The sequence below is a fragment of the Rhodococcus zopfii NBRC 100606 = JCM 9919 genome (assembly GCF_001895025.1).
In the GTDB taxonomy this organism is placed as follows: domain Bacteria; phylum Actinomycetota; class Actinomycetes; order Mycobacteriales; family Mycobacteriaceae; genus Rhodococcus; species Rhodococcus zopfii.
The window spans coordinates 18,235-29,917 of sequence record NZ_BCXI01000008.1 but is presented as its reverse complement, the minus strand read 5'-3'; the positions used below and the strand labels follow the sequence as shown (position 1 = coordinate 29,917).

Annotated in this window: 12 protein-coding genes; 7 read left to right on the top strand and 5 right to left on the bottom strand. The window is 69.4% G+C overall.

Annotated elements, in window-relative coordinates; all coding sequences use genetic code 11:
- The first annotated feature begins 33 nt into the window (after positions 1 to 33).
- Positions 34 to 1,032 carry an NADPH:quinone reductase gene (locus RZ1_RS05145; protein WP_218020445.1) on the top strand — a complete coding sequence of 333 codons (999 nt, stop codon included), beginning with the start codon at positions 34 to 36 and terminating at the stop codon, positions 1,030 to 1,032.
- A gap of 33 nt (positions 1,033 to 1,065) precedes the next feature.
- The gene (locus tag RZ1_RS05140; protein ID WP_072809824.1) at positions 1,066 to 3,411 is read left to right on the top strand and encodes an FHA domain-containing protein; all 2,346 of its coding nucleotides are present in this window, start codon (positions 1,066 to 1,068) and stop codon (positions 3,409 to 3,411) included.
- Here RZ1_RS05140 and RZ1_RS05135 read toward each other — a convergent pair.
- A complete protein-coding gene (locus RZ1_RS05135; protein WP_072809823.1) occupies positions 3,335 to 3,529 on the bottom strand; it encodes a hypothetical protein in 195 nt (64 codons plus the stop codon). The genes RZ1_RS05140 and RZ1_RS05135 overlap by 77 nt on opposite strands.
- Before the next feature lie 200 nt (positions 3,530 to 3,729).
- On the opposite strand from RZ1_RS05135, the gene RZ1_RS05125 reads away from it, so the two are divergent.
- Positions 3,730 to 3,999 (top strand): hypothetical protein, encoded by a 270-nt coding sequence (locus RZ1_RS05125; protein WP_072809820.1) that lies wholly within the window; start codon positions 3,730 to 3,732, stop codon positions 3,997 to 3,999.
- A 76-nt stretch (positions 4,000 to 4,075) separates the two neighbouring features.
- Here the strand turns inward: RZ1_RS05125 and RZ1_RS05120 are convergent, their stop codons facing one another.
- Positions 4,076 to 5,356, bottom strand: coding sequence for an APC family permease (locus RZ1_RS05120; RefSeq protein WP_072809818.1), 1,281 nt, complete (start codon positions 5,354 to 5,356; stop codon positions 4,076 to 4,078).
- A gap of 68 nt (positions 5,357 to 5,424) precedes the next feature.
- Here RZ1_RS05120 and RZ1_RS05115 point away from each other — a divergent pair, with 68 nt between their 5' ends.
- The 3 genes from RZ1_RS05115 to RZ1_RS05105 all read left to right on the top strand — a co-directional run bounded on the left by RZ1_RS05115 (position 5,425) and on the right by RZ1_RS05105 (position 8,031).
- Positions 5,425 to 6,183, top strand: coding sequence for an arsenate reductase/protein-tyrosine-phosphatase family protein (locus RZ1_RS05115; protein ID WP_072809817.1), 759 nt, complete (start codon positions 5,425 to 5,427; stop codon positions 6,181 to 6,183).
- 13 nt (positions 6,184 to 6,196) lie between these two features.
- Positions 6,197 to 6,604, top strand: coding sequence for a VOC family protein (locus RZ1_RS05110; protein ID WP_072809815.1), 408 nt, complete (start codon positions 6,197 to 6,199; stop codon positions 6,602 to 6,604).
- Between the two features lie 143 nt (positions 6,605 to 6,747).
- Positions 6,748 to 8,031 (top strand): MFS transporter, encoded by a 1,284-nt coding sequence (locus tag RZ1_RS05105; protein WP_072809814.1) that lies wholly within the window; start codon positions 6,748 to 6,750, stop codon positions 8,029 to 8,031.
- A 24-nt stretch (positions 8,032 to 8,055) separates the two neighbouring features.
- On the opposite strand, the gene RZ1_RS05100 is transcribed toward RZ1_RS05105, so the two are convergent.
- On the bottom strand, positions 8,056 to 9,072 hold the full coding sequence (locus RZ1_RS05100; protein ID WP_072809812.1) for a hypothetical protein: 1,017 nt from the start codon (positions 9,070 to 9,072) through the stop codon (positions 8,056 to 8,058).
- Positions 9,073 to 9,185: 113 nt separating this feature from the next.
- On the opposite strand from RZ1_RS05100, the gene RZ1_RS05095 reads away from it, so the two are divergent.
- Positions 9,186 to 9,740, top strand: coding sequence for a TetR/AcrR family transcriptional regulator (locus RZ1_RS05095; protein ID WP_072809810.1), 555 nt, complete (start codon positions 9,186 to 9,188; stop codon positions 9,738 to 9,740).
- Here the strand turns inward: RZ1_RS05095 and RZ1_RS05090 are convergent.
- Complete coding sequence (locus tag RZ1_RS05090; RefSeq protein ID WP_238071778.1) at positions 9,737 to 10,630, bottom strand: SDR family NAD(P)-dependent oxidoreductase; 894 nt, start codon at positions 10,628 to 10,630, stop codon at positions 9,737 to 9,739. The two genes, RZ1_RS05095 and RZ1_RS05090, sit on opposite strands and share 4 nt — an antisense overlap.
- Positions 10,627 to 11,532 carry an LLM class F420-dependent oxidoreductase gene (locus tag RZ1_RS05085; protein WP_218020444.1) on the bottom strand — a complete coding sequence of 302 codons (906 nt, stop codon included), beginning with the start codon at positions 11,530 to 11,532 and terminating at the stop codon, positions 10,627 to 10,629. The genes RZ1_RS05090 and RZ1_RS05085 overlap by 4 nt, the downstream gene beginning before the upstream one ends.
- Positions 11,533 to 11,683 lie beyond the last annotated feature (151 nt).

The following is an 11,683-nucleotide window of genomic DNA, read 5'->3' as shown; positions in this document are numbered from 1 at the left end:
GGCGAGGACCTTCCGGGTCGGTACCATCGAGTCGTGCCCGTCCCGGACCACATGCACGCGGCTTACGTCGAATCGCTCGGCGGCACCGACGCGATCCGTTACGGCCTGTTGCCCGTTCCGCGGTGCGGCCCCGGCGAGGTGCTGCTGCGGGTCGAAGCGGTCGCGGTCGACAATGTCGACACCTTCGTCCGGTCCGGACGGTTCCGAACCGACATCACGTTCCCGTTCGTGATCGGCCGCGATGTCGTCGGCACCGTCGTCGACCGCGGCACCGAGGTGACCACCCCGAGGATCGGCGACCGCGTGTGGTGCAACAGCCTGGGACACGCCGGACGGCAGGGACCGACATCGGAGTACACCACCGCTCCTGTCGAACGGGTGTATTCGCTGCCCGCCGGGGTCGATCCGGCGGTCGCGGTCGCGGTCGCGCATCCCGCCGCAACCGCGCATCTCGCCCTGTATACCCACGCCGGTCTCCGCGCGGTCGAAACGGTGTTCGTCGCCGGTGGTGCCGGGCATGTGGGGTCGGCGCTGACCGTCATGGCCTCACGCTCCGGAGCATATGTCCTGGTGTCGGCTCGTGCGGACGACCACGAGTGGTGCCGCTCGTCGGGCGCGGCGACGGTGCTCGACTATGCAGCTCCCGACCTGGCCGAGCAGTTGCGTGCCGCCGCCCCGGACGGAATCGACGTGCTCGTGGACACCTCCGGCCGGCACGATCTCGCCACCACGCTGGAGCTGCTCGCGACGCGCGGCCGGATCGTGGTGATGTCCGGGATGGACCGGAAACTCGAATGCCGCGCCGGCGACCTCTACACCCACGACCGCAGCCTGCTCGGTTTCGCGATCACCAACGCCACCGCCGAGGAACTGGCCGAGGCCGCACAGCACGTCACCACGTTGCTCACCGACGGCGTGCTACGCCCCCGGCACATCGAGGAACTACCGCTGAGCGCCGCCGGCGAGGCCCACCGCCGCCTCGAAGCCGGCGAGGCCCGCGGCACCCGTCTGGTGCTGCGACCCGGCAACTGAACGGGCCCGACAACTGAACGGGAGGCCGACGCGATGGACACCGGAACCGGTCGGGTGGTGATCGAGTGGGACGGTGGCCGCACCGTCGTGGATGCGCCCGGACAGGTGCGCATCGGCCGGGACGAGACGATGGACATCACGATCGCCGATCCGATGGTCTCCCGCGAGCACGCCCGACTGCTGTGGGACGACGGCTGGTACCTCACGGATTCGGGCAGCAAGAACGGCACGTTCGTCGACGGTCGCCGCGTGGATCGGCTCGCCGTGACCGATTCCGTCGTCGTGCACTGCGGTGGCCCCTACACCGCGCCGTCGCTGCGGTTCGTCGTGGCCGATCCGTCCGCGACACGAACCCGCAAGGGCATGGTCGGGCAGTTGCGGACCATGCGCGCCGACGATCTGCGCCCCGCGCCGCGCCGCAAGCCGCGACCGCTCGCAACCGGCGCACGGTCCATCGGGCGCGACGGGACCTGCGACATCGTCGTGAACGACGTGCTCGTCTCCCGCGTCCACGCTGCCCTGCACACCGGCCCGTCGGGTCTCGAGATCGAGGATCTGGGCAGCGTCAACGGCACGTTCGTCGACGGAGAACCGGTGACCCGCACACCCCTGCAGGACGGCGACGTCGTGACCGTCGGCAACACCGATCTGGTGGTGCACGGTGAGAGCCTCGTCCCGCAGCACGAGGAGCCGACGACCACGATCGGGCTGCGCGTGCACGGCGTCGGCCTGACGATCCCCGGGGGGCAGCGACTGCTCGACGACGTCAGCCTGTCCGCCCCGCTCGGCACGCTCACCGCCGTGATCGGCCCGTCCGGGGCGGGCAAGTCGACGGTGGCGCGGATCGTGTCCGGTACTACCGGGCCGACCGACGGGATCGTCGAATTCGAGGGCCACGACGTGCATTCGCAGTATCAGGCGTTGCGGTCGCGGATCGGGCTCGTCCCGCAGGACGACGTGGTGCACCGGCAGCTCACTGTGCGGCAGGCACTCGGCTATGCCGCGGAACTGCGGTTACCGCCGGATACCACCCGCGCGGATCGGGACGAGGTGATCGCGCATGTACTGGCCGAGCTGCAGCTCACCGAGCACGCCGACACCCGTGTCGATCGCCTGTCCGGTGGGCAGCGCAAACGGGCGTCGGTGGCGCTCGAGCTGCTCACCGGGCCGTCGTTGCTGATCCTCGACGAGCCCACGTCCGGGCTCGATCCGGCCCTGGACCGGCAGATCATGGCCACCCTCCGCCGTCTCGCGGACCTGGGCCGGGTGATCCTCGTGATCACGCATTCGCTGTCCTATCTGGAGATGTGCGACCAGGTGCTGCTTCTGGCGCCGGGTGGCAGAACGGCCTACGTCGGCCCGCCGACGAAGGTGGGTTCGGCGCTGGGCAGCACCGACTGGGCCGAGATCTTCGCCCGGGTCGCGGCCGAACCCGAGGCCGTGTACGCCGATCACCTGGCGCGCAGCGGCGTGATCGAGCAGCCCCCACCGACCGAACCGGGTCCGTTGCCGCGTCCGGCCCAGACATCCCGGACGAAACAGCTCGGCACGGTCGCGCGGCGGCAGTTGCGGCTGATCCGCGCGGACCGCGGATACCTGATCTTCCTGTCGGTGCTGCCGTTCGTGCTCGGAGGACTGACCATTCTCGTGCCCGGCGATGCGGGTTTCGGTTTCCCGGCGCCGGGCGAGGAACCCGGCGAGCTGTCGTTCATTCTCATCCTGCTGATCCTCGGTGCCTGCTTCATGGGCCTGTCGCTGACGGTGCGCGACCTCGTCGGCGAGCGGCAGATCTTCTTCCGTGAACGCGCCGCGGGTCTGCAGCCCTCCGCCTATCTGGCGGCGAAGATTCTGGTGTTCTCCGCGGCGGCGCTCGTCCAGTCGATCGTGCTGGTGCTGGTGGTCATGGCGGGCAAGGGAATTCCGGGCCCAGGGGCCCTGATTCCGGTCGGTGCGGTGGAACTCGTGGTGGATGTCGCGATGACCACGTGTGCGTGCGTCGTCCTCGGGTTGGCCCTGTCAGCGGTGGCCCGGTCGAGCGAACAGGTCATGCCGATGCTCGTGGTGGCCGTGATGGTGCAGCTGGTGATGAGCGGCGGCCTGATCCCGATCACCGGCCGGGTCGTGCTCGAGCAGTTGTCGTGGCTGTTCGCGGCCCGCTGGGGGTATGCCGCATCGGCCTCGACCGTCGACCTTCGCGCGAAGGATCCGACGGCCGAGGCCGATGCGCTGTGGCAGCACGCCCCGTCGTGGTGGCTGTTCAGCATGGCGATGCTGATACTGATCAGCGTTGTGCTCGCGCTCTTCACGCACAGTCGGCTGCGGCTGCGGAGTCGGCGCTGGGCGCGACCTCGCGAACTCCGCGCAACCCGGGGAAGATGAGCAGTGCCGCGGCCACAAGGAACGCCGTGGAGAAGCCGCTGCCGAGCGCAGTGCCGGCGGCGCTCAGTGCGACCGCGCCGACGAGCACCGGGCCGAGCGCCAACCCGAGATCGCGCATCAGGTCGGGGTGCGCGAGACCGCCGCGACCGACGCCGGTGAGGCCGGGAAGATCGCACCGGCACCCAGGCCGTTGATCGCCGAGCCCGTGACGCGATCCGGAGAGCGCTCGCTCGAGCAGCGGAAGGGGACGGAAGCCGAGTCGGGGCGCCGGCCCGCCAAAGTCGGCCCCGAGCAGGTTTTGCTGCCTATACTCCCGGCATGCTGATCATCGGGATCATTCTGTTCGGATTGCTCGTCGGCGCGGTCGCGCAGTTCATCGTGGGCAAGTCCGGGTCCGGAATCGACTGGACCCTGGCATTCGTTGCCGGTGTCGGCGGTTCGTTTGTCGGTGGCCTGATCATCAGCCTGCTCGCGGGCGACGGTCTCGCGTTGCGCCCCAGCGGCATCATCGGTTCCATCGCCGGGGCGATCATCGTGACTGCGCTGTGGTCGTGGTGGAAGACGCGATCCGCGTCGCCGGTCGACTGAGACCCGCGCTTCGGACCACCAGGTGCGCAACGGATTCCGCGGATGTCGGCACGACGAAGTGGTTTATCGGGTGGATCTACGACTCCGACACCGGATCCGGGGATGCGAAGCGACGGCGCGCGGCGTAGATCAGTGTGCCGACCGCGATCACGGCCGCCCCGGCCAGCACCGACCCACCGGGCAGGGTGAACGCCAGGATCAGGCATCCGGCCAGCCCGAGCGAAGCGATGGTGCGTCCGCGCCGCCCTCCCTCCGGGAGGGTCCATGCGGAGGCGTTGGCGACGGCGTAGTAGACCAGCACCCCGAACGACGAGAACCCGATCGCGGCACGGACATCGGCGGTAGCGGCGACGATCGCGACGAGCAGACCGACGGCGAGTTCGGCCCGGTGTGGCACCGCGAACCGCGGGTGCACCGCCGCCAGCAGGTGCGGCAGATGCCGATCCCGGGCCATCGCAAAGGTGGTGCGTGAGACCCCCAGCACCAGTGCGAGCAGCGAACCCAGCGCGGCGACGACGGCCCCGATCCGCACCACCGGTTCCAGCCGATCGACCCCGGCCGCGGTCACCACACTCGACAACGGTGCGGTCGCCTCGGCCAGCCCGTGCGGGCCCAGCACCAGCAGCGCAACCACCGCGACAACCAGGTACACGAGCAAGGTGATGCTCAGCGCCACCGAGATCGCGCGCGGTATCGTGCGCGCCGGGTCGCGCACCTCCTCACCGAGCGTGGCGATCCGCGCGTACCCGGCGAAGGCGAAGAACAGCAATCCGGCCGCCTGCAGCACCCCGCCCACCGTGATGTCCGTGCCGAATCCGAGCCGGGTCACCTCGGCGGAGTCGGAGGTCGATCCTGCGACCACCACCGCGGCGAGCACAGCGAGCACGATTGACACGATCACCCGGGTCGCCAGTGCCGATTTCTGGACACCGCGATAGTTCACCGCCGTGAGCAACACGACCGCGGCGACCGCAACCGCGTGTGCCTGCCCGGGCCAGGCATAGAGGCCGACGGTCAACGCCATGGCCGCGCACGAGGCGGTCTTGCCGACCACGAAACACCAGCCCGCGAGATATCCCCAGAACTCGCCGAGCCGTTCGCGCCCGTACACGTACGTGCCCCCGGAAACCGGGTACCGCGCCGCCAGCCGTCCCGACGAGGACGCATTGCAATACGCCACCACCGCCGCCACCGCGAGCCCGATCAGCAACCCCGACCCCGCGGCTCCGGCCGCGGGCGCCAAGGCCACGAAGATCCCCGCCCCGAGCATCGACCCGAGGCCGATCACGACGGCATCGGCCAGCCCGAGACGCCGCCGTAGTCCCTCGGACGTGCCCGTCCCCGTTGCCTCCGACATCACGGCTCCTTCGAGCGCCACCGAATTGCATCAAATCTGTTTGATGTATCTGGTGATATCCTCGGGTAGTGGAGCTGGTGCGTCAACCCGTCCCGTCCTTCGTGCAGCTGGCCGCGCATCCGGTGCGGTGGCATCTGTTGGCAGCGCTGTCCGGCAGCGACTATCGGGTCCGGGAGATGGTGTCCCTGGTCGGTGAGCCGCAGAACCTGATCTCCTACCATCTGCGGCTGCTCCGGGACGGCGGGCTCGTGCGGGCCACCCGCAGCAGCTTCGACGGCCGCGACAGCTACTACCACCTGGACCTGGACCGGTGCACCGAGATGCTGGCCGGTGCCGGTGCCGCACTGCACCCGGCGTTGGGCCGCAACCTCGCGCCCACGACGCTCACCCCGGCGACGCCCGCACCGGTGCTGTTCGTGTGCACCGGCAACAGCGCCCGCTCGGCGATCGCGGAAGCTCTGCTCCGGCGGAGCACCGACGGCACCGTCGACGTGATCAGCGCCGGCACCCGGCCCAAGCCGGGCATGCACCCCAATACGGTGCGGGTACTGCGAGAGGAGTTCGGGATCGATATCACCGATCAGCATCCCCGCCACCTCGACACCCTCGCCGATCGCCGGTTCGGCACGGTGATCACCTTGTGCGACAAGGCCCGTGAAGTCTGCCCCGAGTTCGGCGACGACACCCGGCGGATCCACTGGAGCATCGCCGACCCGGCAGCGGACGGCGGTACCGACGACAACACCTACCCGGCCTTCCGGGCCACCGCCGCCGAGATCGACACCCGCATCCGGTACCTGTGCGAGACCCTTACCGCCCCAACATGACCAGGAGCGTCCGATGACCCCCTCCGACGAATACGTCAGCGTCCGGTACCTCGTCGACGACGTGCCCGCGGCCGTCGCCTTCTACACCCACCATCTCGGCTTCACCGTGCTCACCAATCCCGCACCCGCCTTCGCCGACGTGATCCGGGGTTCGTTGCGGCTGCTGCTGTCCGGGCCGGCCAGTTCGGGGGCGCGCGCCACCCCCGCCGAGTCCGCCGGTGCGGGCCGCAACCGGATCCACCTCGTCGTCGGCGACCTCGACGCCGAGATCGCCCGCCTGCGCGGTGCCGGCATCGAGTTCCGCAGCGACGTGGTGGCCGGGCCGGGCGGCCGCCAGATCCTGCTCGCCGACCCCGCAGGCAATCTGATCGAGCTGTTCCAGCCCGCCGCCCATCGGCCCGCGGCCGACCAGCCGGCATAGTGCCGTCGACGTGGAGGCCCGCGAACCGGTGACGTGAAATCCGGAAGCGACCGGCCGGACCGGGTTGACCCGTGTCGCCGTCTCCCCCGGCGGGCGGTCGCGCCTGTACGGCCGGCGCCGGACGGCTCTGCCAGGATGTGCCCATGAAATCAGCGGCCCGGCCGGGCACGATCCCGGTGTCCACCGTGGTGCTGCTCGTCGCCCTGTATTTCGCACAGGGCCTGCCGTACGGGTTCTTCACCCAGGCGTTGCCGGTGGTGCTCCGCGAATCGGGGTTCTCGCTCATCGCGATCAGCGCGACCGGTGTCCTGTTCGCGCCGTGGGCCCTGAAGTTCCTGTGGGCGCCGTACGTCGACCACTACGGCACCCGACGCCGATGGCTGCTGACGCTGCAGTTGCTCTCGGCGGCGGTGACGCTCGGGTTGGCCGCACTCGATCTCGAGTCGTCGCTGCGCTGGATGCTGGTCGGGATCGCGGTCGTCAACGCGGTGTCGGCAACCCAGGACATCGCCACCGACGGGCTCGCCGTCCAGCTGCTGGGGCCGCGGGAGCGCGGCGCCGGCAACGGAATTCAGGCCGGCGCTTACCGGATCGGCATGATCGTGGGCGGCGGCGCGCTGCTCTGGCTGTTCTCGATCGCGGGATGGCGAGCACTCTTCGTCGCGATGGCCGTGCTGCTGCTGGTGACGACGATCCCGGTGTGGACGATGCGGCAGACGACGGTGCGCAGCACCCGGGAGGCGACGACGCCGGGGCGGCTGGCGGCCGGGTGGTGGACGCGTCTGCGGCGTCCCGGGATGGCCGCGTTCATCCTTCTCATCGGCGGTTTCAAGTTCGGGGACTCGATGGGGTCGGCGATGGTCGGCCCGTTCATGTCCGACTCGGGCCTGTCCCTCGGCCAGATCGCGCTGATCAAGGGGGTCCTGTCGTCCGTGGGTGCGCTCGCCGGGGCGGCGCTGGGTGCGTGGATGTGTTCCCGGTGGGGCCGACGCCGTGCACTGCTGATCGGTGGGGTGACCCAGACCGCGAGCCTGGCGCTCTACCTGGTTGCGTCCCTCGGAGTCGGCGGTTTCGGCCTGATCGTCTCGGCGAGCATGGCCGAGCACGTCCTCGGGGGCGCCGCGACCGTCGCGGTGTTCACGCTCATGATGGACGCCGCCGACCGCGACCACGCCGGCAGCGACTACACCCTGATGGCGTGCTCGATCGTCGTTGTCCAGGGTCTGGCGGGTTTCGTGGCGGGTGCGGTCGGTGATCTGCTCGGCTATCCCGCTCTGTTCGGCACGAGCGTCGCCCTGTCGGGGATCGGCTGCGCGGTCCTGCTCGCCGCACTCGACCGGGGAATCGGGCCCCGCGGCCTCGGCACCGTCTGGCGAGCTCCCGAGCGGATGATCGCACGCCACCCGGGTCCGGTCGGACGCCCGTGACTCCGGGTTCGGCCCGAATCCAGTTCAGGCGGATTCCGTCTGGTCCTCACCCCGAGCGCGCACCGCACCGAGCGCATAGAGCACCGCTCCGACGACGACCCACGCCACGAGAGTCAGCGCCGCCGTGGCCCCGCCGGCCCCGTCGAAGTAGGCGGTCGAACGGACCAGGGTTCCGGTGGCGCCGGGCGGCAGGATCTGGCCGAATGCGCCGAGTCCCTCGGGCAACCACGCCGCCGTGGTGGCGATCCCCGCCAGCGGGTTGCCGAGGAACATCATGGTCATCGCGCCGATCGTGAATCCCTTGGCGCCGAACATCTTCTGAAGACCTGCCAACGGCAGCGCGAGCGCTGCGATGCCCAGCGCCATGGCCCCCGCGACCGTCCACATGCCGGATTCGATGCTGCCGAACCAGTAGGTGAGCACGGTCGCGACAGCGATACCACCGAGCGCGGCGAAACCGATCAGACCTGCCAGGTACCACGCGTTGCCGCGTGGGAAGATCTTCCGGAACGCGACAACCGGGACGATACCGCCGAACACGAGCGGAAACGCCAGTCCGCCGATGCCGATGCCGGTCGGATCCGACTCGGGCAACGGAACGACGTCCTCGACCGTCACGTCGGATCCGGTCGCCGTGCCCACTGCCCGGGCGGTGCCCGTGATGGATCCGGAGATCGTGGCCGAACCGGCACCGGCGACCAGAGTGTGGACGTCGGGGCCGTCGACGACAAACCCACCGACCACGTCGCGATTGCGGATCGCCTCTCGCAGTTCCCCTTCCGAGTCGAAGCGGCGCGGCTCGTACGCATCCGGGGCGGCCACACCGAGGGCCTGCTCGAACTCGGCGGTATCGGCTCCCACCACACCCACCGCCAGATCGTGAGGGCCGCTCTTCAGTGACGGCAGGATGAAGAGCATCAGCAGCAGGACCAGGATCACGCCGAGACCGCAGCACATGGCGAGCAGCATGACGGCGGGGTTCCGGGTGCGTCCCGTGGCGCCCCCGTCGGCCACCGGGGAATCCGTGTCGATCTGCGTCATTGCCACGTCCTTCTGCCGGTTCAATAACCGGATGAATTTCCTCCACTTATACCGGAGTATGTTCCTCCGGTTAGAATGGGATGTCAAGACCGACGCCCGCCGGAGGAGTACAGATGCGTTCCGATGCCGCGAAGCGTCGTCAAGCCATCGTCCGGGAAGCACGACGGTTGTTCGCCGCCCAGGGCAGCGACATCGCGCTGGAGACCATCGCCGAGGCCGCCGGTGTCGGCATAGCCACGCTGTACCGGAACTTCGACTCGAGGGGCGCGCTCGCGAACGAGGTGGCACTGGCGATCCTCGGCGACATGCAGAGCGCGTCCGCCGATGCACTCGACGCGTTCGGTACAGCACCGGACGCCGCATGGATGAACTACGTGCGGCGACTCGTCGACCTGGATCTGGGCGCATTGTCGGCCGGCCTGGCCGAGCTCGTCGCGGACGAGTTGCCGGAGTCTCTGCGGACGGCACAGGGGATCACACTCGCCGGAGTCGAGGACGTGCTCGACGCCGCCCGGGCCGCGGGCACCGTCGGCGCACACGTGAGCGCACTCGAGTTCGTCCTCGCGATCGGCATGATCACCCGTCCCCAACCCGAGGCCCTCCGCGCGGCCGCACCCGAGCTCGTGCCACGCCTGGTGTCGATCATGCTGGCCGGAATGCGGCCCTAGCTGTCGGTGACAGGGTCCGCTGTCCGTTCCAGGACGTCCGCCGGCGCATAGTTCGCCCAGCCGTGCCCGGGCCAGTTGAACCATCCGGACGACGCGAGGGTTCCGCCGTCCGGGTGCAGCGTCGTACCGGTGATGAACGACGACAGTCCCGATGCAAGGAACACGACGCAGTTGGAGATGTCGTGGACGTGCCCGACGCGTCCCATCGGAATCGCGATCGCCGCACTGCGCGGATCGACCAGGGCGTGTTCCCCCACCGCCAGCCGCTCGAGGTTCGGCGTCGGAACGAAGTCGGGCGCAATATTGTTCACGCGGATCCGGTCCGGTGCCACCTCGACCGCGAGTGTTCGGGCGAACTGCTCGACTGCAGCTTTCGCAGCCGAATAGACGGCGAAACCCGGTGCGGCCCGGTGCGCTTCGATGGTCGTGAGGTTGATGATGCTGCCCCCGCGGCCACCGTTCTTCATCCGGGGCACCGCGAGCGAACACGCGTGCAGCACGTGCGAGAGGTTGGTGCGCACGAGCGCGTCCCAGCCTTTTGGCTTGGTGTCGACGAAGGGCGACCGGAAGGTGCCGCCGACGATGTTCACCAAGGTGTCGAGCCGCTCCCAGCGTTCGTCGACCTCGTCGAACAGTGCGGCCAGCGCGTCAGGGTCGCGGGCGTCGCCGTGCCGCACGATCGCGTCGAGTCCCTGATCGTGCAACGACGAAGCCAGTGCCGCCACGGCATCGCGATCGATGTCGATCACGGCCGGCCGCACACCGTTCGCGGCGAGGTCGCGCACGATCGCCTCACCGAGTCCCCCTGCGCCCCCGGTGATCACGGCGACCGACCCCGCCAGGCCTGCGCGCTCTTCGAACCATCCCGTCACGGCAGCAGGCCCGCTCACGACAGGTAGGTGGCGCCGAACGACTCGAGGAAGTCGACGGTGGCCGACAGTCCCTCGATGCGGCACGAGACGGTCACCCAGTCGACACCGGCCTTCTCGAGGTCGGCGAACACCTCGCGATGATGGCCGGAATCGACAGCGGCTGAACCGATCTCGTTGCTGTAGGAGTAGACGACGTCGATGTGGTCGGAACGTCCCGCCGCGATCGCCGCCTCGCGCACTTCTGTGATCTGACCGGCGAGTTCGCCGATCGGACCCAGTTCGCGGGTGCGTGCGGTGGTGCTGAGTTGCGCGCCGCCCGACATGGGCATCCAGCCCTGGGCGTGTTGTGCGACGCGGCGCCGCGTGAGCTTGGAGTTCCCGCCGATCCAGATCGGGATCGGCGTCTGCACCGGGCGCGGCCGGGCGATGATGTCGTGTGCGCTGAAGTGGCGGCCGTCGTAGCTGAACGGCTCGCCGCTCCAGTGCAGCGGCAACACGTCGAGGGCTTCGTCGAACAGGGCGTTGCGTTCGTCGAAGTCGACACCGAGAGCGTGGAATTCGCTCTTCTGATAGCCGGTCCCGATACCGAGCGTGAACCGTCCGCCGGAAATCTTGTCCAGGGATGCGGCGGCCTTGGCGAGCAGGAACGGGTTGCGGTAGGGGGCGACCGCCAGATAGGTCAGCAGACGCAACCGTTCGGTCGCGCCGGCAACATAGCCGAGCGCGACGAACGGGTCGAGCGTCTGGTGCCCACCGGCGGTGAGCCAGCGCGCCCCGGGCGCGGGATGCTCGCTGAACGAGAAGGCGTCGAATCCGGCGCGTTCGGCAGCGACCGCCACGTCGCGAACGGGACCCGGGTCGAGCACGTCGCCATCGGGGCCGTTGATCTCCGGGTAGTGGAAGATGAACCGCAACGTCACCAGCGCGCACCTCTCCGGCGAGCCTCCTGCCCGCCTGTACCCGAGCCTCGTATCACGAGGCCGTCCCGTTCGAGAATCCTACTACCATTCGAAGATAGTCTGATTCTCACTGAATGCAAACGGGTGACGCCCGGAGTCGACGCGGTCCCGG